The organism is Pseudomonas abyssi (genome assembly GCF_003444685.1).
Classification (GTDB): domain Bacteria; phylum Pseudomonadota; class Gammaproteobacteria; order Pseudomonadales; family Pseudomonadaceae; genus Halopseudomonas; species Halopseudomonas abyssi.
This window is the reverse complement of record NZ_LMAZ01000001.1, coordinates 1,599,457-1,619,404: the sequence shown is the minus strand read 5'-3', so window position 1 is coordinate 1,619,404 and position 19,948 is coordinate 1,599,457. Positions and strand designations below refer to the sequence as shown.

The following is a 19,948-nucleotide window of genomic DNA, read 5'->3' as shown; positions in this document are numbered from 1 at the left end:
CTTCCAAACCAGCGGGCTTTTCTGCTCCAATCAGGCTTTTCCATGGCAGGAGCCCGAGCCCATGCAGGCCAAACTCGAACAACGTTCTTTTCTGTTGTTACTGATCGTCGTCACCTTGCTGTTTCTCTATTTGCTCAAACCCTTCTTCGGTGCGGTGTTCTGGGCCTGCGTGATCGGTCTGCTGTTTCATCCCCTGCACCAGCGTCTGGTCAAGCGCTGGCATGGCCATGAGAACATCGCGGCGCTGGCCACCCTGACGGTCTGCATGGCGCTGTGTATCCTGCCGGCGGTGTTTGTGATCACCTCGTTCGTTCAGGAGGGCCATGCGCTCTATGAGCGGGTGCAAAGCGGCCAGTTTGACCCGGCCGCGATCATGGACAAGCTGCGCCATAGCTTCCCGGTGGTCGAGAACGTGTTCAGCCGCCTGAACATTGACCTGGAGCGCATCAAGACGCTGGCAACCGATGCAGCCGTCACCTCCAGCCGCTTCCTCGCCCAGAATGCAGTGCAGCTGGGTCAGGGTACCTTGAGCTTTTTTGCCAGCCTGGCGCTGATGATCTACCTGGCCTTCTTCCTGCTGCGTGACGGTCCTCAACTGGTACAGCTGCTGGTGCGTGCTCTGCCGCTGGGTGATGAGCGCGAGTACCAGCTGTTTGGCAAGTTTGCCGAAGTGACCCGCGCGACGGTCAAGGGCAACCTGGTTGTAGCGGCGGTGCAAGGTGGTCTGGGTGGCCTGATTTTCTGGGCGTTGGGCATTCCCGGTGCCCTGCTGTGGGGCGTTGTCATGATGCTGTTGTCGCTGATTCCGGTGGTCGGTGCCAGCCTGATCTGGGGGCCTGTGGCTATTTATCTGCTGGCCATCGGACACTGGACCCAGGGCATCATCCTGATTGCCTTTGGTGCCTTGGTTATCGGCCTGGTGGATAACATCCTGCGCCCGCTGCTGGTTGGTCGTGATACCAAGCTGCCGGATTATCTGGTTCTGCTCTCCACCCTTGGCGGCTTCGCATTGTTCGGTATCAACGGCTTTGTTATCGGGCCGCTGATTGCAGCGCTGTTCATCGCGTTCTGGCAGATCTTTGCCGAGGAATTCAATCCGACCACGCAGCCGGTAGACGAACAAACACTCGCGGAGCAAGGCGAGTAGCCTGCTCCGGTCCTCGGGCAGTCATCGGGCGATCGGGTCAGGCACCCACTTGATTATCCGGTTGCGCCCCTGGGCCTTGGCTTGGTATAGCGCGCGGTCGGCCAGATTGAACCAGTGGTCGACATCGTGCAGGCCATCGAAGAAGTCGCAGTAGCCGATACTGACCGTGATGCTGATCTCCATGCCGTCGTTCAGCGCAATGAGGGTGTTTTCCAGGGTTCGGCGAAAGCGCTCGAGCACATCGACTGCGTCAGTCTCGTTGGTTTGGGCGAGCAGCACCGCGAATTCCTCGCCACCCACCCGGGCGTGCACGTCCGAGCGGCGTACGGCGTCGCTCAGGGTGTCTGCAAAGACCCGTAGGACCTTGTCGCCGGCTTGATGGCCGTATTTGTCGTTGACCGATTTGAAGAAGTCGACATCCATCACGGCAAGTGCAATGTGCTGTTCGTAACGCACAGCCTGCTCAAAAAGGCTGTCGGCCATGCTGAAAAAAAGCTTGCGATTGGCCAGCCCCGTCAAGGTGTCATGGGTGGCCTCACGCAGTAGCGCGGCCTCGGCCTGCGCGCGTTGCTCCTCCAGCTGACGCGCGCGGATCATGGTCCCCAGTACCGTCGCAAAGGGGGTCAGCAGTTCAATTTGTTCCTGCCCGTAACCACGGTCGCGGTTGCCAACCGCAATCATGCCGACAGCCTGCCCGTCGAAGCGCAGCGGGATACCCAGGAAATTGTGAATGGGCGGGTGGCCCTGGGGTTGGCCGCGGCTGGCCGGGTGCATGTTGACCGTCTCGGTACAGACGATGGTGTTGTGGGTCACCACGTGGCCGAACAGGTTGTTGAGCGAATGAAAGCGCAGTGACTGGCCCTCGTCTCGATGCGAGTTGTACCACTCACGGCTCGCCTCGTCCCAGCTGATGTTGGATATGCTGGGCACTTCGAGGTACTGCGCGCCGTCATCGCCGGTACACAGAATGCCGATGAAGCCGAGTCGGCTGTCGGTAATTTCCAGCAGTGGATCAAACAGTCGGTCGCAGGCCGCGACCAGGCTTTGATCAACCAGAAACGCCTGCTGTACCTCGGCTGCGAGCGACATCAGTTCCTGCTGTCTGGCGTCCGACTGCTTCAGTTGGCGATGCAGCGTGGTATCGCGAATGCTGCCAGTGATACGGGCGAACTCGCTTTGCTCCGTGCGCGGCAGCGAGGCGGCGGCCAGCACCACCCAGTGGTATTGCTCGTCTGCAGCCTTGATGCGGAACTCCAGTTCGTGCAACTCGCTGACCGCACGAGGGGTGGCACACGCTGCCGCAGCCGCCCGCACTCGCGGGCGGTCGGCAGCATGAATGCGTTTAAGACAGGTGTCGAATGGCAATTCACAGGTCCGGTTGCCAATTCCCAGCCAGGTGGCGGCGCGCATGCACAACGTGATGCTTGGCGCTCCCGGATACCACTCCCACACGCCAACGCAGGCCGTCTCCAATGCCGTCACCAGGCGGTGTTCCGCTTGGTTATCCGCGCGCTCGTAGAGTTTAAGTGGCGTCACATCCTGCAGGTACAGTTTCACCCTGTCAGCCTGCGGCCTGCCGCCCTCGAAGGAAATCAAAATCCAGCGTTGCCTGACCAAAACGGTCAATTGCCGGCGCTGCGAGCTTGTTTGACCAAGGCGCAAAAAGAGCTCACTCAGTCGGCGCTCGGACAGCGGCGAGGCGATGGCCGACAGCCCTTCTGCAGCGCACGCGGCTGCGGCAAGTTCCGGCCCCAGCACCCGTTGCAGCATGCCATCACTTTCGACAATCTGATGCGGGTAGGCAAGCCGCACCACAACGGCGGCGCCCAAGCTGTCGTCTTCACTGACAATCACACTTCCCTCTGCCATCGCAGCCACCTTTTCCTTGCGCACATGAACCAGTCGCAAGCACTGACTAAGTCCGCATGCGCTATGACGCTCAGGTCGATCCGCAATCAAGGCGTGGTTTCGAAGGCATGTCGGGAACCACAACACAGGGTGCGGATAGGCCTGAATGCCCCGCAGCACGGCTTGCTCCTACACGCGTGAGGCTCGCAGAGGGCGTGTGGAATTGATCAGTACTTCCCTTGGAGCGCCCGCTAACCCGGCGAGCCGGCATGCCGTAGCGGACAAGACGTCCCTGAATCGTCTTACTGTCAGCATAGTGCTGATACCGGTGCATGCAAGCATCGCCAAGGCCGGGTTTGTCCTTCATTGGCGGTTGCCGGTTTGTGCCGAGGGTGGTCAGATCCGGCATGACCGCGAGGTGCTGCAGCACACTGCAAAGTAAATAAAACAATACTATTTGGCAGGTTTGCCTTACACACATAAGGTCAGGAAAACCTGACATAAAGGCGCGACTATGAACCAAGCTATCAATGCTCCACGCTCTTACTCTCCAAGCCGCACCTATGTCCTGCGGACAGTCGGTTTTATGTTGTTCTACGTGCTTGTCAGCGTGTTGGCGATTGCAGGCCTCTTCGACTCGCTGATTGGCGGGCCCGGCGGCTGGGTGATAGCGGTTGCGGTTGCCGTGCCGGTGGCAGCGCAGGTCTGGGCAACCTTACGGTTGATGGCCGACAGTGACGAGTTTGTGCGCGTGATTGTGACCAAGTGCTTCGTGCTGGCGGCGGGCACTAGCATGGTACTCTGGACAGTATGGGGTTTTGGCGAAGCGTACGCGGGTGCCCCCCATCTGGACGGCTGGCTCATTTATCCCTGCTTCTGGGCAGCCTATGCTCTGGTCTCTCCCTTTGTACGAACGAGCAAACTGTGAAAAACCGACTGCGCGTACTGCGCGCCGAAGCAGCCTGGACGCAGGCTGACCTGGCTGAACGTCTCGGCGTCTCCCGGCAGGCCGTCAACGCGCTGGAGACCGAGAAACACGACCCTTCCCTGGACCTGGCCTATCGGATCAGTGCGCTGTTTGATCGACCGGTAGAGGCGATCTTCGACAACGCCCACCGGGCGTCAACCAGGGGCGCCCCGGGTGACAGTCAAGGCTGAGCCTGTGCAGGACGAGCGCTCAAGCATGCATCTGCACGCTTGAGCGCTCGCATGGGTGTGTGGAATTGATCAGTGCCACCTTAACGCCAGCGTTTAAACAATACGCTGGCGTTGACCCCGCCAAAACCGAACCCGTTCGACAATGCGTACTCCATTGGCATGGCCCGCGCGCCGCCGCGCACCAGATCCAGCCCGGCGGCGGCCTCGTCCGGGTTGTCCAGATTCAGCGTGGCTGGGGCTAACTGGTCGCGCAGCGACAGCACGGTGAAGATCGCCTCGATTCCGCCCGCCGCACCCAACAGGTGGCCTGTTGCGGACTTGGTGGAACTGATTGCCGGGGCTGCGCCCTCACCGAACAACGCCTTGATGGCTGCCAGCTCACCCAGATCACCGACCGGTGTCGACGTGGCGTGAGCGTTTAAGTATTGCACCTGATCCGAGCTGACCCCAGCCTGCTTGAGCGCCTGCTCCATCGCCCGACGTGCGCCGCTGCCATCTTCCGGCCCTGCGGTCATGTGATACGCGTCGGCACTGGTGCCGTAGCCCACCAGTTCCGCAATGGGGGTTGCGCCGCGTGCCAGTGCATGGTCCAGCGACTCGATCACCAGTAGCCCGGCGCCCTCACCCATGACGAACCCGTCACGGGCTTGATCGAAGGGGCGTGAGGCTTTTTCCGGGGCATCGCTGTGGCTGCCGCCGGACAATGCTCGCGCCGCGGCAAAGCCGCCCAGACTGACGCGATGAATACACGCCTCGGCGCCGCCGGCAATGGCAATGTCTGCTTCCCCTGCGCGAATCATCCGCGCCGCATCACCGATGGCCTGCACGCCGGCAGCGCAGGCGGTAACCGGCGCTCCCAGCGGGCCCTTGAAACCATGCAGGATGGAAATATGTCCAGCCGCCATGTTGCAGAGAAAGGCAGGAATAGTGAACGGCGACAGACGGCGCGGCCCTCTGCTGTCGGTGGTGCGGACGGCCTCCACCATGGCCGGAAAGCCGCCGGTGCCTGAAGCGATGATGGTCGCGGTGCGCTCCTGGCCTTCATTGTCCTGCGGTGCCCAGCCGGCCTGGTTGAGTGCCTCCTGCGCGGCGGCAACGGCAAACAGGATAAAGCGGTCCATCTTGCGCTGCTCTTTTGCCGGCAGGTAACGGTCTGGATCAAAGCCGCCTTCAGGATCCTGCTCAACACTCGGTACCTGGCCACCAATGCGAACTGCCAGGTCACCGATCAGTTCCTCCGGCAGCGAGCGGATGCCGGACTGGCCTGCTATCAGGCGCTGCCAGACGGTATCCACACCGGTTCCCAGCGGCGAGACCGCTCCCATGCCAGTGACCACAATGCGCTTGTTCATCAGAGTCCTGCTCCTTTGTTTCGAGAAAGTCCAACGGCAGATAGACGTTACTATCATAATGAAAGTAACATTTTGATCCAGCTCAGAATGCAGATCGACGGAACAGACCATGCAACGCACCAAGCTCAGCAACGCCGAATGCCCCATCGCCCGTAGCCTGGATGAGGTAGGTGAGTGGTGGAGCATGTTGCTGATGCGCGACGCGTTACAGGGTCTTAGACGGTTCGACGAGTTCTCGCAAAGTCTGGGCATAGCGCCGAACATGCTGACCCGCAGGCTGACGGCACTGGTCGAAGCCGGCATGCTTGAACGCGTGCCCTACAGCCAGCGCCCCTTGCGCTACGAGTATGTTCCGACCGCCAAGGGTGAGGACTTCGCGACGGTACTGATGGCATTTGTCGACTGGGGAAATCGCCATTACGCCACCGAGGGCGAAAGCGTTCAGGTGGTGGAGCGACAGAGCGGCAAACGTCTGCAACTGACATTTACTGACCCGGACGACGGGCGTACCGTTGCGCCTGCGCACTGCACGGTACAACCCGGCCCAGCTGCCAGTGCCGCCATGCGTGCGCGCCTTGAACGCATCAGAACGCGTTAACGCTGGCGATGTTCAGGCAGCCTGTCGGCTTTTGCATCTATCTGCCAGCAACCTCGCTATTGCCTATCCTTCGTCCGGTCGTCTGCCTGATGGCTCGGATACTGCAAAACCTATACGCTAGTTGTACACCATGTTGCGCTTGTACAGTATTTTGGCCCGATAGGCACCATGTGTACCGGTCGCGGCGTTTGCAGCAATTGAATTCCCGAAACGAGGTGATGTATGAAGCGGCTATTGGTGCTTTTCTGCTGTGTCTGGCTGGCCAGTTGTGGCAGCGTCAAGGTTGATGACTATGCTTCCGAGCAACCGAAGCTGGATCTGCTTGCCTTCTTCGACCGACCCGTCCAGGCCTGGGGCATGTTTCAGGACCGCAGCGGCAAGGTCATCAAGCGCTTTCACGTCGACATCAACAGTTACCGTGAGGGGGATCGTCTGATTCTTGATGAGCGCTTTGTCTACAGCGATGGCACGACCCAGCGGCGCGTCTGGACGTTGACGCCTGACGGCGAGGATCGCTGGCTGGGGACTGCGGACGACGTGATTGGCACGGCGGTTGGTGAACTGGCGGGCAATGCGCTGCGCTGGCGCTATGAGCTTAACCTGCCGGTGGATGACACCAGCTATGTCGTGACCTTTGACGACTGGATGTACCTGATGGACGAAGACACCTTGATCAATCGCTCCAGCATGCTCAAGTTTGGTGTCGAGTTGGGTCAGGTCACTCTGTTCTTCCGCCGACAGCCCTGAGCGGGCCAAGGGGGCGGGCGCTCAAGCACGCAGTTGCTGCTTGAGCGCCCGCGCAGAGCGCGTGTGGTGCGTCCTAGGAGCCTGCGCAAGCTCGGGTGCGAGCGCGATACCACTCCACCCCGTTGGCGTCGCGCTCCATCTCTACCCTGCCCTCGGCGATCAAGCAGTTGAGATTGGCGCGACTCTCGCCGGTGGCCAGGGACAGCACGATACCGTCGCCCATGCCGATGGGGCGGCCAAACAGACACTCGAAGACATCGACGCTGCGATGCGACTCTTGCAACTGGTCTTGCAGCTTGCCCAGCAACTGCTGTTGCGTGTCGACCAGATCATTGATGCGCGCATGCAAGCCCACGAAGCACTCGTTATGCGACGGCAGCACCAGTACGCTATCGCTGACCAGGTCGCGAATGCGCAGCATTGAGGTCATCCATTCGCCCAAGGGGTTGCCCTCCGGGTCGCGCGCCAGCACTGACACGTTGGAGGAAATCAGCGGCAGCACCTGATCGCCGGAGATGAACAGCGCCAGTTCTGCACAGTACAGACAGGCGTGTTCGGCGGTGTGCCCCTGGCCGACGATGACCTCCCAGCGATGATCTCCTACCGCAATGACATCGCCGTCGCTGATTCGCCTGAAGGTCTCAGGCAACGGGTGTACCAGGCTGGTGATGCCGCCATAGCTGTTGCGGAAGGACGCCAGCGCGGATTCGTTCCACCCCGCACGGCGATAGAACTCCAGCTCCGAGTCCGGTGCCTCTCGGCCCTGCAGCCGCGAGGCGTTGCAGGCGTGATACTCGGTGTGGGGCATCCACAGCTCACAGCCAAACCGCTCTGCCAGCCAACCGGCCAGTCCGGCGTGGTCCGCATGGCGGTGGGTACAAATCACGCGGGTAACTGGCAGGCCGCCAAGCATCGTGTCAAACAGGTGCTCCCAGGTAGCCATCGCCTGTTTGGTCCAGACACCGGTGTCTACGACCGTCCAGCCGTCACGATCACGCAACGCCCAGAGGTTTACATGGTCCAGCCGAAACGGCAGCGGCATGCGAATCCACAGTACGCCGGGCTGGATTTCCAGCGCAGATCCCAACGCAGGTGCCGTCAACGGGTATAACAAGCCTTCAGTTGCCATAATTGTGAGCGCTTATTTAAATAGGTTTTATAACTGGCGGATAATCAAGATGTTTCATCGAGCAGGCGGCGCGGGTGCATGCCGTTGACCATGCCCATGAATGGCGGATGAATCGAGTAGCCCAGCATCCGCTGCATATGCGCGCTGCACTCGCTGGCACGCGCCAGCGGGACTGACAGACTGAAGTTTTCCTGCTGCCGTACCCAGGGTTCGCAATACTGCGCCGTCACCGCCAGACGCGATGCTGTGCTGTGGTTTGCCCCGCCGCCGTGCCATAACGTGCCGAGAAACAGCACCATTGAGCCCTTGGGCATGATCACCGGGATCGATTGTGCGCAGTCTTCTGGCGTCGGTGCGTGACCGTCCCAGGTATGGCTGCGCGGAATGACCACGGTCGCGCCGTTATCGGCCGTAAAGTCGTCCATCGCAATGATGGTTGCAGCGCCGTAATGCGGGCGCGGACGCGGTACGGGGTAAAAAGCATCATCATGATGCAGCGGCTGCGAACGCTCGCCGGGCAGAATGTTGATCACCTGCAGCTGCGAGAGCAGATAGTTCGGCGCCAGCACCCGATCGAGCAACCCCAGCACCAGCGGGTGCTCCACCAGCGGGTTGCAGGCCAGGGTCTTGGATATGACCGCGTAAATGCGCTGGGTTAAGGTGCCTTCAAATCCGTTCCGACCGCAGCTGTCGGGCAGCAGCTCGCGCAGCTCGGCACTGATGCGATCAATCTGCTCCTCGGGCACGATGCGCTGGAGAATCACATAGCCATCGCGCAGCAAACCGTCGTGCAGGCGATCCAGCTCGGCGCTGTCGACGGCCTCCTGCGTGCCTGCGGTCGATTGATAGGTCTTGGCGTAACCGCTTTTCAGATAGTCGCTGCCGCCTGATAACACGCGCTGACTCATGCTCGCCCTCTCTTGTCTTTATCGGCCGGCACTCGAGGAGGCACGGCGGACCTGAACTATGAGATCGCAGCGCACACCCGTAGGGGCGCTGCCACGCCCCATTGTAGAGCTGTCCAGGCTGCTGAAAACCGCCGGAGTACCGGCGATCCTGCCAATTACCGGACTGAACGGCGCACTGTTTACAGCCTATTCAGCCAGTAAATGATCGATCAGCGTGTGGGCGAACGGAGCAATAGGCGTCTTGCGGCTGGTGCAGATCTTCAGGTCGCGTTGCGCCCAGTCATCCTCCACTTCAATGATTGATACAGGCTGGCGGCCCGACAGTTTTAGCGCTTCACGGGGTACCAGGCCGATACCGACACCGGCAGCCACCATGCGGCACACCGCCTCAAAACTGTTGACCTGCACCCGCACGTTCAGATGCGAGCCCATGCTGGAGGCCGTGTTCATGGTGAAGGTATGGATGGCAGAGCCGGTGTGCAGCATGACAAAGGGCTCACTGATGACCTGTGCAAAGCGCAGCGACTGCGTGCCAGCCAGGCGGTGGTCCGGAGCGGTAATCAGCACCAGACGGTCCGCACGATAAGCGAGCAAGTCCACCTCGGAATAGTCGTCATAGCCGGCAATGATGCCGATCTCGACATCGCCACGGGCAACTGCGGCGAGAATATCCGAGCTGGTGTGCTCCTCCAGATTCACGCTCACCTGGGGGTGCCTGGCCAGGAAGGACGCCAGGTCATTCGGCAGATAGCTGTGAATCGCATGGGTATTGGCCCACAGCCGCACATGGCCCTGCACCCCTTCGGCAAAAGGCGCCAGGTCCGAGTGCATCTGTTCCAGACGGGCAAACACCTGGCGCGCGTGACGCAGAAAGATTTCACCGGCCCGGGTCAGCTCCACACCGCGGGCCCGGCGACGCAGCAAGCAGGTGCCTAACGAGGTCTCGAGCAGCTTGATGCGATGGCTGGCTGATGACGGCGCGAGAAAAGCCCGCTCCGCGCCGTGGGTCAGGCTCTGGCATTCGGCAATGGCGATGAAAAGACGCAAATCGGTCAGGCTGTATTTCATATGAATTCGGAAAATACGAACGCTGGTTTAGGGAAAGCGCAATTCTACAGGAGCCTTCAGCGACATAGCATCCAAACTATTGAACACAATTCGTAGAGCGCTCCATGACCCGCACGCCACTCACGCCCCGCCAGCTCGGCATGCTGCTTGCCGTCCTGGCAGCATTCGGTTTTTCCTTCAAGGCGATTTTCGTCAAGCTCGCCTACCTCAGTGCGCCCGTTGATGCAATCACCCTGCTCTCCTTGCGCATGCTGTTTTCCCTGCCGCTGTTTTTGCTTAGCGGCTACGCCTATCTGCGTAGCGGGCCGGCACTTACTCTCAAGGATTGGGCGCTGCTGGTTTTTCTGGGGCTGACCGGTTACTACGGCGCATCGATTCTGGACTTTGCCGGTCTGCAGTACATTTCTGCCGGTCTGGAGCGGGTGATTCTGTTTACCTACCCGACCATCACCATCCTCATTGGCTTGCTGTTTCTCGACAAAAAGGCCAGCTCGCAGCTGATTGCTGCGCTGGTGCTCTGCTACGCGGGGGTCAGTCTGGTGTTTGTCAGCGATCATCAACTGGCCGGAGACAGCGCAGCGCCCTGGCTTGGCGCGGCGCTGGTATTCGCATCGGCCGTTTCGTATGCCTGTTACACCGCCTTTGCGGAGGTATCCATTGGCAAGCTGGGGGCAGCGCGCTTCTCGATTCTGGCGCTGATCGTCTCGATTCTGGCCGCTCAGCTGCATTTTTTGGTCACCAACCCAATCAGTGACCTGATTCAGCCTTTGCCGATTTACGCGTATTGCGCGGCGATGGCGCTGTTTTCGACTGTGCTGCCGATCTTCTTCCAGTCCGGCGCCATCCAGCGCATTGGCGCCGGACCGACCGTACTGGTGGGGATGCTTGGCCCGGTGATGACCATCTTCTTCAGCTGGTTGCTGCTGGCCGAGCCGCTGACTTGGGTACAGCTGGCGGGCACCGCGCTGGTCATCGCAGGAATCTATCTGATTCGCCGGCAATCATGATGCGCGGCACCGGCAACATCCCGGTGCCGCAGGCCCAATCAGTTACCTCTATACGTCGAGAAGCCATAGGGGCTGAGCAGCAGCGGGATGTGGTAATGGGGTACGGAGGCATCGACCTCGAAAATCACCGGTACTTCCGGGAAGAAGGTTTTGGCTTGTTGCTGGGCAAACCAGTCGCCGGTCTTGAAGGTCACCCGGTAGGTGCCGTCAGTCAAATGTTGGCCCTCCGGGTACAGCCCGGTGATACGCCCCTGCTCATTGGTGACGCCCTCGCTGAGCGACTGCCACTGGGTACCTTGCAGGCGCTCCAGCGTTACCATCACATCCGGCGACGGCAGACCGTTCTCCAGATTCAGCACATGAACGCTAAGCGGGTTATCGGCGGCCGCAGCCAGCGTGCTCATGGTGGCCAGAAGTGCGGCCCCGACAGTGTGGATCATGGGGTTCATAAAGTCTCTCCTGATAGGTGTCAAGCGCGTTAGTGCGCGGTAAATACACTGTTGATTGCGCTCTGGGCGCAGGCCTGGTCGGTTTCTCCGCCGCCGGCGCCAGCGACACCCAGTGCGCCGATAACGACGTCATCCACCACCACCGGAACGCCACCACCCAACAGCAGCAGTTCGTCCAGCGTCGTCAGATTGGCTGCATCCGGGTTAGTCCGGGCGCGCTCGGCCAGCAGCAAGGTCGGCGTCTTGGTCGAAAGCGCGGTGAACGCTTTACGTTGGGCTGCTACGGTGTTGTGTGGGCCGACATTGTCATCGCGCTGCAGGCTGACCAGCTGGCCGGCACGGTCAACCACCGCGACAACGGCAGTCCGTTGACGGGCGTGACAGTCAGCCAGGGTGGCGTCAGCCAACTGGTTTGCCAGCGACAGCGTCAGATCGGCGCGACTGGCGACACCCTCTGCTCCGGCATGCGCTGCCGCGGCAGCCAGGCCAGCGACCAGCGCGACGACGAGTTTGGATCGGTGCATTGCGAGATCTCCTTGGTTGCTCAAGCACGGTGCCATGCTGCCGCTGTGGGGCCGTCGCCAGCATTGCCGGCAGATTACGCTTTTGTAATGGGCATCCCGCGCGCTTGGCTCTACTCTGTGCACCTGTATGAGGAGGACACGATGCGCATTCTGGTGGCAGAAGATGAACCCAAAGCAGCCGAGTACCTGCAGCGCGGCTTAAGCGAATCCGGCTTTCAGGTCGAAACCGCACTGCATGGCCTGGACGCTCGCCACCTGATTGAGGAGGAGCATTTCGACCTGGTCATACTCGATGTCATGCTGCCCGGCATGGACGGCTGGCAACTGCTGCGCCTGATTCGCAGCCGCGGTGATACGCCGGTGCTGTTCCTTACTGCTCGAGACAGCGTCGAGGACCGGGTCAAGGGCCTTGAGCTGGGAGCTGATGACTATCTGATCAAGCCCTTCTCGTACGCTGAGTTGCTGGCGCGCGTGCGCAGCCTGCTGCGGCGTGCGCCGATGCGTGAGACGGAGTTCTATCGACTGGCAGACCTGCAGGTCGATGTGTTGCGCCGCCAGATCCATCGCGCTGGTCAGCGCATTCACTTGACCAATAGAGAGTTCGCCCTGCTGCATCTACTGATCAGCCACCCGGGTGAAGTCATGTCGCGCAGCCGCATCGCGTCCGAGGTCTGGAACATCAATTTTGAGAGCGATACCAACGTGGTTGATGTCGCCATCCGCAGGCTGCGGGCCAAGCTGGACGACCCTTTCCCGCTGAAACTGGTGCATACCGTGCGTGGCATGGGCTACAAACTGGACGACGTGCCGTGAGCCGCTGGCGTCGCTCACTCAGCCTGCGCCTGGCGTTGGCCTTTGCCCTGGTCAGCCTGCTGTTACTCGGAGGCATCGGCCTGTACCTGTATCGCTCGTTGCAGCAGGAAATCGCCTGGCGCGACGATCAGACGCTGCTCGGTCGGCTCGATCGCATGGAGACGCTGCTACGCGATACCCCGGATATACAGCAATTGCGAGAACGCCCGGAGCTGTATGCCAATATGCTCGGTAACACCGAGCATTTCCTCTGGGTGCTTAACAGCGCAGGCGAGGTTCTGATCAGTATCAACCCTCGCTCCCTGCCTTTGCCCAGTCTGCGAGCCACGGCTCAACCGCGCTTTGATGAGCGGTCAGGTGCACTGCCCTATCGGCTGGTCGCACAACAGAGCTTCATCCATGGGGACAGCCTGACGCTGGTCGCCGGGCATCTGCTGAGCGAGCGCAACAACATGCTGGCGGCGTACCGCAATAACCTGCTGATGGCTCTGCTCTGCGGCAGCCTACTGAGTTTTCTGCTGGCTGCGCTGATCAGCCAGCGCGGGCTGCGCCCCTTGCGCAAACTGGCCACGCAGGCGATGGAGCTGGACGCCGGTCGGCTGCACACCCGGCTCGACGCAGGCAGCCCCTACGCCGAGCTCGACGGGCTTGAGCAGAACCTCAACCAGGCGCTCGCCCGTATCGATGACGGCTATCAGCAACTGGTGCGTTTTTCGGCCGATCTGGCGCACGAGATGCGTACCCCGCTGAATAATTTGATGGGACAGACTCAGCTGGTCCTGAGCAAAACGCGCACCATCGAGGAGTACGAACAGGTACTGGACTCCAACCTGGAAGAATTTGAACGCCTGGCGCGGATGATCGATAGCCTGCTGTTTCTGGCGCGGAGTGAACAGGCAACACCAGCGTTGAATTGCCGGCCCGTCGATCTGGTCGAACTGACGGATCGCCTGAACGAGTACTTCGAGGGCATGGCCGACGAGCAGCAAGTGACGCTGGTCAACCACTGCGCGGGTACGCTATACGCGGACCAGGAGATGCTCACCCGGGCACTCGCCAACCTGATAGCCAACGCTATCCGCTACGCAGACGCTGGCAGCGCCATCACCATCAGCAGCGTCCATGGCGCCGAGCACTGTGTTGTCGCGGTGTACAACCAGGGCCCGTGCATCGAGCAGCCGCACCTGGAGCATGTATTCGAGCGCTTCTATCGTGCCGATCCATCTCGCAGCGCGCCGGGCAGCACCGGCGGTCTGGGGCTTGCCATTGTGCAGGCGATCATGCGTCAGCATGCCGGCCACGCCAGGGTGTGCAACGAGGGGAACGGCGTGCGTTTTGAGCTGGTGTTCCCTGCCACGGACAAGATGACAACAGCGTAATCTGCGGGTCATGTTGACGACGGTGCCACCGCCCTATTGTGGCGCAGGTAACGCGGCGACCGTCGCCGCGTCCTCACCTGGAGCCAATGCAACGATGAAATACCTGATTGCCGCGACCCTGTCCGCCCTGTTTCTGACCACCCTGCCCGCTCAGGCCGAAGACGGCAGCGAGCGGCTGCGTCAGCTGCACGCCAAGCATCTGGAAGGCAAGTAAGACAGACTAAGGACGTGCCGCGCCTATCTTGGTCATCCGCCACCAGGCGCGGCCAGTATGCGGCGCTGCCAGCTGCAGATGTTCGCCCATCTGTGGCGTGGTCAGCGCCACCCCTTGCTGCTTGGCCAGGTCAGTTATTTGCTCGAACGGGTCTTCCCAGGTGTGCATGGACAGGTCAAAGGTGCCGTTGTGAATCGGATACAACCACTTGGCCTTGAGGTCGAGAAACGCCTGCAGGGTCTGCTGCGGCAACATATGCACGTATTGCCAGCGCGGGTTGTACGCGCCTGTTTCCATAAACGCCACATCAAACGGCCCGAGGCGCTCGCCAATCTCGCGAAACCCGTCGAAGTACCCGGTGTCGCCACTGAAGAACAGCTTGCAGTCCGCGGCCTGCAGCACCCAGGAGCACCACAGGGTGCGGTTACCATCAGAAAATCCGCGCCCGGAAAAATGCTGCGCCGGCGTGGCAGTGGCTCGAACCCCTGCAATGGTCACCTCACTCCACCAGTCCAGCTCGCGGACCTTACCCGGCGGCACTCCCCAGCGTATCAGGGTCGCACCGACGCCTAGCGGCGTGATGAAGTGCTCAACCTTATGTTGCAGCTGGCAGATGGCGGCATGGTCCAGGTGGTCGTAGTGATTGTGCGAGAGCACCACAACCTTGATCGGCGGCAGCTCTTCTATGCTGATTGGCGGCGCGTGAAAGCGCTTGGGCCCGAACCACTGCACCGGCGAGGCACGCTGACTGAATACCGGATCGGTCAACCAGAAATCGCCATTCAACTTGAGCAGCAGACTCGAGTGCCCCAGACGCCAAACGCTGTTGTCAGGTGCGGCCAGCAGGTCAGCTTGAGTCAAAGGCTGCACCGGGATGGGCCGGTCCGGCACAGTCCCGGCGGGCTTGTTGAAGATGAAGTCGCGCCACACCGCAAGCCCCTGACGCAGTGTCATCGGCTCACGCGACACCTCGTTGCGAAAACGCTGATGACGAAACTGGGCGGACTCCGGGTACTCCGGCAACGCCGGGCGCAGCGAGCCGCTCACAGCCGCGCGCACGGCAGCGCCGAGCGATACCAGCATTGCGCCCAGCCGAGCGGGCCGCCAGTCGCTGTAGCGGCGGGACGTGTGGTCTGAGTCGACTTTGCTGTGTTGCTGCTTGGGCATCTGTCCGTCTCTTTGGTCATGCAGGAGAATCCCGCTAAAGGTTACTGAATGGGGACGGGACAGGGCTGTTACAAGCGCTTTCCCACCATAGCCCTGCTGCCCCTTCAGGCCTTGGCCACCCAGCCAAGCGGTAATACCTTCATCAGCAGGCCCAATGGCCACCACGGCCAGCCCGGCACATAGCTTTCGGCGCGCTCGCGTTCGATTGCCTTCACCAGCAGCTCGCTACCCTTCTCTTCCGTCACTTCAAACGGCAGCTTTGCGGCGCCGGCGTTCAGTTCGGTGCGGATGTAGCCTGGGTAGATGGTGCTAACCTTGATCGGTGTTCCGAGCAGCTCGGCGCGCAGCCCTTCAGTCAAGTGAGCCAGCCCGGCCTTGGTGGCCGCGTAGACGGTCAGGTGCTTCGGCAGGCCACGCATGGCACTCATGGAGGAAATGGTCACCAGATGCCCGGCATTCTGTGCCCGGAAGATTTCCATTGCCGCCTCACATTGGGCCAATGCCGCGATAAAGTTGGTTTCGGCCAGCCGCTTGTTTAACTCGAAATGGCCACTGCCTACCCGGCGCCCCTCACCAATACCAGCGTTGACGATAATCCGATCCAGATGGCCAAACGTGCCGTGAAAATCCCGGAATACACTGAACACGTCATTGTGCTGATTGACGTCCAGTACACGGATCTCCACCTGTACGCCATAGCGCATCACTAGTTCGTCCTTGAGCTCCTGCAGACGCTCAACGCGCCGCGCACACAACCCAAGGTTGTAGCCGCGCGCGGCAAAACCACGGGCCATACCCGCCCCAAGACCGGAGCTGGCGCCCGTGATGATCACAGTGCGGTTGCTGGAGGCGCCGGTGTTTTGTAAGTGCATGCGTGTGCCTTTAGTGGCCGGATTGACGGATCAGACTGCGGCAGCGTCGATCCAGATAATTGACCATCAGCCAATAGTGTTTGAACGCCGGGTTTCGGGTCTGTCGATGGTGATAGCGGAAGTAGATCTGCTGGGCGATACAAGCCAGTCGGAAAAGGCCGAATACCTCGTAGAAAGCCCAGTTGTCGCAGGCCAGACCGGAGTGCTCAAGATAGTAGTCGACCACCTGTCGACGGCTGAACATGCCCTCCAAATGGCTTGGCTGACGGCGTGACGCACGCATCAGCAGATTGTCGTCGGCCTGCACCCAGTAGGCCAGTGCACAGCCCAGATCCATCAAAGGATCACCAAGCGTGGCCAGCTCCCAATCCAGAACCGCAATGATTCGGGTTGGATCATCTTCAGCCAAGACCAGATTATCGAAACGCCAGTCGTTATGGATGGCACAGATGCGACTGTCAGCCGGGATATTGTCCTGCAGCCAGCGGCGCACCCGTTTGAAACTGGGCACGTTCCAGGTACGGGCGTTTTCGTAGCGCTGATCCCAGCCCGCAATCTGCCGTGCCACGTACCCCTCGCCCTTGCCAATCTCCGCCAGCCCGGCGTTTTGGTAATCCACCTTGTGCAGCCCGATCAGGGCATCGAGCATATTGGTGCACAGTTGCTGAATCTGATCACGCGAGAGCCTGAGGTCACGCGGCATATTCGCTCGGGGGATGATGCCTACGATGCGCTCCATGACGTAAAAGTCGCAGCCAATAACCGCGTGATCATCGCAGGCTGCAACCATTGGCGGTGCGTAGGGAAAAGCCCTGCCCAAACCTTGCTGGATGCGATACTCGCGCAGCATGTCGTGGGCATTGGAGGCTTTAGTGCCCGCAGGTGGACGGCGCAGTACCAGATCCCGCTCGGGGTACTGCAGACGATAAGTCCAGTTGGATGCCCCGCCGGAATACTGGGTAACGATTGGCTCTCCCAGAAGATCGGGCAGTTGCTGCTTGAGCCAGCAGTCGACTGCTCCGATGTCCAGCTCTTCGCCCGGGCGTACCTTGTCGCCCGTGTCAATCACCGTCATGCGCTATGATCCCGTGGCCTCTAGAAGTCAGCAGCCTAACCTTCAATCACAGTTTAAGGTCAAGCCGGTAGCAGAACGTTAGAGCGTGTTATCTGCAGCTCAGTCAACGGCATGTTCGGACAGAATAATCTGACTGGAGCCTGGCAAGCGCGAGACAAGGTCTGCCCCGACCAGGCGTGCCGGCGTATAGCTGCCACTCATGTCGGCGTTTGCCCGCAGATAGCAGACCACCTCCAGGGCGGCAGTGACCGTCAGGCTGTAGACGTTGACGGTATGCACCCGTGCCTCGACCCGTTTCCCGGCTGCGTTGCGCGCCTCCCCCCACACCCAGGTGCCACGATCGGCCCGGTCGCGATCATCGGGTCCGCTGATCTGCTTGCCTATGCGCGCCTTCAGCCAGCGCTGCACCCACCCGAGCCCGAGCAGCGGTCGTATGCCGTTGGCCATGCGCACGCTTCTGATCATGCGTTCACTAGCGGGTATATACACCTCGATATTGGGGATGGCCGTGGTCTGGAACGCAGTGGAAACATCCCCCCACGGAATGGTCATGGCGGTCTTCTCGCCATCGCCAAAATTGATACGGCGGCGCTTCCATGCCAGAGGTACCGAAGCGATCTGTCCACCAATTCGCACCTTTCCGCCCTGGGCCAGGCCCTCAACGGACGTCTTGGCGGTACCTGGCGACATGCGGGACAGCGAATCAAACCCCAGCGCAAGGTGAGTGGCGTCCGGCAGCGCTGCCTTCAAGGTCGCGGCGACACAGTCGGTGGGCACCACGTCAAAACCAACGCCGGGGCAGATCACAACACCGGCAGCAAGCGCTTGCGCATGTAACGTCTGCGCATGCTCAAACACGGATATCTCACCGGTGATATCCAGGTAATGCGCACCTTCGCGCAGGCAGGCCTCCATCATCGGTTGAGCCGTCACCGAAAACGGGCCGGCGCAGTGCAGCACCAGATCCATGCCGGCAATGGCGTCGGAGACCTGCGTTGTGTCGTTCAGTTCGAACACCTTTAGCGGCAAGCCCAGTTCCCGGGCCAGTGGTTCCAGTTTCTCCCGGCTGCGCCCAGCCAGCACGGGCTTCAGGCCGCGGGCAACCGCCTCCCGCGCGATCAGCTCCCCGGTGTAGCCATATGCGCCGTAGATCATCCAACTGCTGGCGTGCTTGTTACCTGTTCCAATCATCACAGTGCCTCTTGGCCGATGGCCATGTTGGTTGGTGCAGTCGAGGCTAACGTTGAACTCAGGTTAAGGGTCAAGCCGCTGCCGAGCCACCAGAAAAAAACTCATATCTGTGCGCACATAGTGGTTGACCTTGAAGCAGGCTTTAACCTTAACGTCCGCCCAACACAATCGCCAAAGCCCTCTGCTGCGCGGCTGGCGATCCGTTTCACTTGCATAAAGGCGGAGACAAAACCGTATGAAAGCACTCACCAACATCGCGTTGGCGGCCGGACTTTCCCTCAGCATCAGCTCGCTGTCCGCGGCCGCAGACAATAGCGCCACAGTAACGATTCAGATCGCCGGTCATGAGGTGCCCGTGGTCGCAGGTGGCTTGTACGACCGCTACCACTCCAATCCCCCGCTGAGCGTGATCGCCGAACAAGACCCGACGCTAGACCTCAGCTGGTTCAAGACGCTGGACAAGACCCGAGTGGATATGGGGTTTGAGTCCTACTCGCCAAACTTCTACTACCGCAACAGCCGCGTCACCATGGTGTTTACCGCCGATCTGGACGCGCTCAAGGCACAGATGCCCGCCGAGGTACTGGAGCAAGTGCAGCCGCTGCAGATCTGGCCCGGTCGCGGCCTGATCGCACTGACAGCCTATGCCTACCATTACTGTGACAACGACAGCTATAACGAGATCGCCCTGTCGATCGTCACCAACAAACCGGGCACTGCCAACCTGGGCCCGATCAGCTTGATCAGCCAGTCACTAAACAGCGACATGTGGGGCTATGTGCTGAAGCTGCCGGTGGATACCGAGCTGGCTCGCGTGCGTGGCGTAGTCGGTTACAACCTGCCCAAATGGCTGACCCGTATCGACTACCGCGACGAAGCTGATGCACTGACCTTCGACGTCTATGACAGCGAGACCGGTGAGCTGGACTTCAGCCTCAAGGCCAAGCGCCTTGATGATGTGTCCACCGAACCAACGCTCGCCACCACCAGCTTCACCAACCTGGACCACGACGGCAACCTGACCTGGGGGCACTCGGTCTCGCGCCAGCTCAGTGCAGCGTCGACCTCGGATGCAGACCAGGCCACACTCACACTCGGCGATGGCAGCTTCTCGGCCTTCATCCGTGCGCTCAATCCGGGCCGGATGATCAGCTATGAGTACGTGCCCGAGTTTCAGGCAGCGCTCTACGCACCCGAACCGCTGGCCACACTGCTCGAGTAGTAACCGCAAGCACGCTAGTTCGGCCGGCATACGCGGGCCGAACTGGCGCGCAATGCACCGCAGACGTGACCTTACCTGCT

At 60.7% G+C, this 19,948-nt stretch carries 20 protein-coding genes; 9 read left to right on the top strand and 11 right to left on the bottom strand.

All coding sequences use genetic code 11. The features are described 5' to 3' along the window. Positions 1-61: 61 nt before the first annotated feature. A complete protein-coding gene (locus ASB58_RS07525; protein WP_118129877.1) occupies positions 62-1,147 on the top strand; it encodes an AI-2E family transporter in 1,086 nt (361 codons plus the stop codon). A gap of 21 nt (positions 1,148-1,168) precedes the next feature. On the opposite strand, the gene ASB58_RS07520 is transcribed toward ASB58_RS07525, so the two are convergent. Then, the gene (locus tag ASB58_RS07520) at positions 1,169-3,016 is read right to left on the bottom strand and encodes a GGDEF domain-containing protein (protein ID WP_118129876.1); all 1,848 of its coding nucleotides are present in this window, start codon (positions 3,014-3,016) and stop codon (positions 1,169-1,171) included. 493 nt (positions 3,017-3,509) lie between these two features. Between ASB58_RS07520 and ASB58_RS07515 the strand changes: the two genes are divergently transcribed. Next, the gene (locus ASB58_RS07515; protein WP_118129875.1) at positions 3,510-3,923 is read left to right on the top strand and encodes a hypothetical protein; all 414 of its coding nucleotides are present in this window, start codon (positions 3,510-3,512) and stop codon (positions 3,921-3,923) included. Next, positions 3,920-4,153, top strand: coding sequence for a helix-turn-helix transcriptional regulator (locus ASB58_RS07510; RefSeq protein WP_118129874.1), 234 nt, complete (start codon positions 3,920-3,922; stop codon positions 4,151-4,153). The genes ASB58_RS07515 and ASB58_RS07510 overlap by 4 nt, the downstream gene beginning before the upstream one ends. An 80-nt stretch (positions 4,154-4,233) precedes the next feature. On the opposite strand, the gene fabF is transcribed toward ASB58_RS07510, so the two are convergent. Next, the gene (fabF, locus tag ASB58_RS07505; protein ID WP_118129873.1) at positions 4,234-5,505 is read right to left on the bottom strand and encodes a beta-ketoacyl-ACP synthase II; all 1,272 of its coding nucleotides are present in this window, start codon (positions 5,503-5,505) and stop codon (positions 4,234-4,236) included. Between the two features lie 109 nt (positions 5,506-5,614). Between fabF and ASB58_RS07500 the strand changes: the two genes are divergently transcribed. Further along, positions 5,615-6,103, top strand: a complete 489-nt coding sequence (locus ASB58_RS07500) for a winged helix-turn-helix transcriptional regulator (RefSeq protein ID WP_118129872.1) — start codon at positions 5,615-5,617, stop codon at positions 6,101-6,103. Positions 6,104-6,325: 222 nt separating this feature from the next. Then, a complete protein-coding gene (locus ASB58_RS07495) occupies positions 6,326-6,850 on the top strand; it encodes a DUF3833 domain-containing protein (RefSeq protein WP_096005652.1) in 525 nt (174 codons plus the stop codon). 73 nt (positions 6,851-6,923) lie between these two features. Here ASB58_RS07495 and ASB58_RS07490 read toward each other — a convergent pair whose 3' ends face one another. From ASB58_RS07490 to ASB58_RS07480, 3 genes are all read right to left on the bottom strand, one after another. Further along, positions 6,924-7,979, bottom strand: coding sequence for an MBL fold metallo-hydrolase (locus ASB58_RS07490; RefSeq protein ID WP_118129871.1), 1,056 nt, complete (start codon positions 7,977-7,979; stop codon positions 6,924-6,926). A 44-nt stretch (positions 7,980-8,023) separates the two neighbouring features. After that, a complete protein-coding gene (locus tag ASB58_RS07485) occupies positions 8,024-8,887 on the bottom strand; it encodes a phytanoyl-CoA dioxygenase family protein (RefSeq protein ID WP_118129870.1) in 864 nt (287 codons plus the stop codon). Positions 8,888-9,073: 186 nt separating this feature from the next. After that, positions 9,074-9,955, bottom strand: coding sequence for a LysR family transcriptional regulator (locus ASB58_RS07480; RefSeq protein ID WP_118129869.1), 882 nt, complete (start codon positions 9,953-9,955; stop codon positions 9,074-9,076). A gap of 104 nt (positions 9,956-10,059) precedes the next feature. Here ASB58_RS07480 and ASB58_RS07475 point away from each other — a divergent pair, with 104 nt between their 5' ends. Then, the gene (locus tag ASB58_RS07475; RefSeq protein WP_118129868.1) at positions 10,060-10,962 is read left to right on the top strand and encodes a DMT family transporter; all 903 of its coding nucleotides are present in this window, start codon (positions 10,060-10,062) and stop codon (positions 10,960-10,962) included. A gap of 38 nt (positions 10,963-11,000) precedes the next feature. Here ASB58_RS07475 and uraH read toward each other — a convergent pair whose 3' ends face one another. Then, a complete protein-coding gene (gene uraH, locus ASB58_RS07470) occupies positions 11,001-11,411 on the bottom strand; it encodes a hydroxyisourate hydrolase (RefSeq protein WP_118129867.1) in 411 nt (136 codons plus the stop codon). A 29-nt stretch (positions 11,412-11,440) separates the two neighbouring features. Then, the gene (locus tag ASB58_RS07465) at positions 11,441-11,935 is read right to left on the bottom strand and encodes a GlcG/HbpS family heme-binding protein (protein ID WP_118129866.1); all 495 of its coding nucleotides are present in this window, start codon (positions 11,933-11,935) and stop codon (positions 11,441-11,443) included. Between the two features lie 141 nt (positions 11,936-12,076). Between ASB58_RS07465 and ASB58_RS07460 the strand changes: the two genes are divergently transcribed. Continuing rightward, complete coding sequence (locus ASB58_RS07460; protein ID WP_118129865.1) at positions 12,077-12,748, top strand: heavy metal response regulator transcription factor; 672 nt, start codon at positions 12,077-12,079, stop codon at positions 12,746-12,748. Continuing rightward, positions 12,745-14,127, top strand: coding sequence for a heavy metal sensor histidine kinase (locus ASB58_RS07455; RefSeq protein WP_118129864.1), 1,383 nt, complete (start codon positions 12,745-12,747; stop codon positions 14,125-14,127). Before ASB58_RS07460 ends, ASB58_RS07455 begins: the two co-directional genes overlap by 4 nt. A 220-nt stretch (positions 14,128-14,347) precedes the next feature. Here ASB58_RS07455 and ASB58_RS07450 read toward each other — a convergent pair whose 3' ends face one another. From ASB58_RS07450 to ASB58_RS07435, 4 genes are all read right to left on the bottom strand, one after another. After that, positions 14,348-15,424, bottom strand: coding sequence for an MBL fold metallo-hydrolase (locus ASB58_RS07450; protein WP_118130030.1), 1,077 nt, complete (start codon positions 15,422-15,424; stop codon positions 14,348-14,350). Positions 15,425-15,612: 188 nt separating this feature from the next. Beyond that, positions 15,613-16,380, bottom strand: a complete 768-nt coding sequence (locus tag ASB58_RS07445) for an SDR family oxidoreductase (protein WP_118129863.1) — start codon at positions 16,378-16,380, stop codon at positions 15,613-15,615. 10 nt (positions 16,381-16,390) lie between these two features. Next, the gene (locus ASB58_RS07440; protein WP_118129862.1) at positions 16,391-17,455 is read right to left on the bottom strand and encodes a phosphotransferase family protein; all 1,065 of its coding nucleotides are present in this window, start codon (positions 17,453-17,455) and stop codon (positions 16,391-16,393) included. A 99-nt stretch (positions 17,456-17,554) separates the two neighbouring features. Next, positions 17,555-18,646 (bottom strand): saccharopine dehydrogenase family protein, encoded by a 1,092-nt coding sequence (locus tag ASB58_RS07435; protein ID WP_118129861.1) that lies wholly within the window; start codon positions 18,644-18,646, stop codon positions 17,555-17,557. Positions 18,647-18,881: 235 nt separating this feature from the next. Here ASB58_RS07435 and ASB58_RS07430 point away from each other — a divergent pair, with 235 nt between their 5' ends. Then, positions 18,882-19,868 (top strand): acetoacetate decarboxylase (ADC), encoded by a 987-nt coding sequence (locus tag ASB58_RS07430; RefSeq protein WP_235827240.1) that lies wholly within the window; start codon positions 18,882-18,884, stop codon positions 19,866-19,868. The last annotated feature ends 80 nt before the right edge of the window (positions 19,869-19,948 follow it).

What these genes read in the sequence shown, in the direction of transcription:
- ASB58_RS07525 (WP_118129877.1), top strand. Translation starts at nt 62, where the DNA reads ATGCAGGCCAAACTCGAACAACGTTCTTTTCTGTTGTTACTGATCGTC.
- ASB58_RS07520 (WP_118129876.1), bottom strand. Translation starts at nt 3,016, where the DNA reads ATGGCAGAGGGAAGTGTGATTGTCAGTGAAGACGACAGCTTGGGCGCC.
- ASB58_RS07515 (WP_118129875.1), top strand. Translation starts at nt 3,510, where the DNA reads ATGAACCAAGCTATCAATGCTCCACGCTCTTACTCTCCAAGCCGCACC.
- fabF (WP_118129873.1), bottom strand. Translation starts at nt 5,505, where the DNA reads ATGAACAAGCGCATTGTGGTCACTGGCATGGGAGCGGTCTCGCCGCTG.
- ASB58_RS07500 (WP_118129872.1), top strand. Translation starts at nt 5,615, where the DNA reads ATGCAACGCACCAAGCTCAGCAACGCCGAATGCCCCATCGCCCGTAGC.
- ASB58_RS07495 (WP_096005652.1), top strand. Translation starts at nt 6,326, where the DNA reads ATGAAGCGGCTATTGGTGCTTTTCTGCTGTGTCTGGCTGGCCAGTTGT.
- ASB58_RS07490 (WP_118129871.1), bottom strand. Translation starts at nt 7,979, where the DNA reads ATGGCAACTGAAGGCTTGTTATACCCGTTGACGGCACCTGCGTTGGGA.
- ASB58_RS07485 (WP_118129870.1), bottom strand. Translation starts at nt 8,887, where the DNA reads ATGAGTCAGCGCGTGTTATCAGGCGGCAGCGACTATCTGAAAAGCGGT.
- ASB58_RS07480 (WP_118129869.1), bottom strand. Translation starts at nt 9,955, where the DNA reads ATGAAATACAGCCTGACCGATTTGCGTCTTTTCATCGCCATTGCCGAA.
- ASB58_RS07475 (WP_118129868.1), top strand. Translation starts at nt 10,060, where the DNA reads ATGACCCGCACGCCACTCACGCCCCGCCAGCTCGGCATGCTGCTTGCC.
- uraH (WP_118129867.1), bottom strand. Translation starts at nt 11,411, where the DNA reads ATGAACCCCATGATCCACACTGTCGGGGCCGCACTTCTGGCCACCATG.
- ASB58_RS07465 (WP_118129866.1), bottom strand. Translation starts at nt 11,935, where the DNA reads ATGCACCGATCCAAACTCGTCGTCGCGCTGGTCGCTGGCCTGGCTGCC.
- ASB58_RS07460 (WP_118129865.1), top strand. Translation starts at nt 12,077, where the DNA reads ATGCGCATTCTGGTGGCAGAAGATGAACCCAAAGCAGCCGAGTACCTG.
- ASB58_RS07450 (WP_118130030.1), bottom strand. Translation starts at nt 15,424, where the DNA reads ATGCTGGTATCGCTCGGCGCTGCCGTGCGCGCGGCTGTGAGCGGCTCG.
- ASB58_RS07445 (WP_118129863.1), bottom strand. Translation starts at nt 16,380, where the DNA reads ATGCACTTACAAAACACCGGCGCCTCCAGCAACCGCACTGTGATCATC.
- ASB58_RS07440 (WP_118129862.1), bottom strand. Translation starts at nt 17,455, where the DNA reads ATGACGGTGATTGACACGGGCGACAAGGTACGCCCGGGCGAAGAGCTG.
- ASB58_RS07435 (WP_118129861.1), bottom strand. Translation starts at nt 18,646, where the DNA reads ATGATTGGAACAGGTAACAAGCACGCCAGCAGTTGGATGATCTACGGC.
- ASB58_RS07430 (WP_235827240.1), top strand. Translation starts at nt 18,882, where the DNA reads ATGAAAGCACTCACCAACATCGCGTTGGCGGCCGGACTTTCCCTCAGC.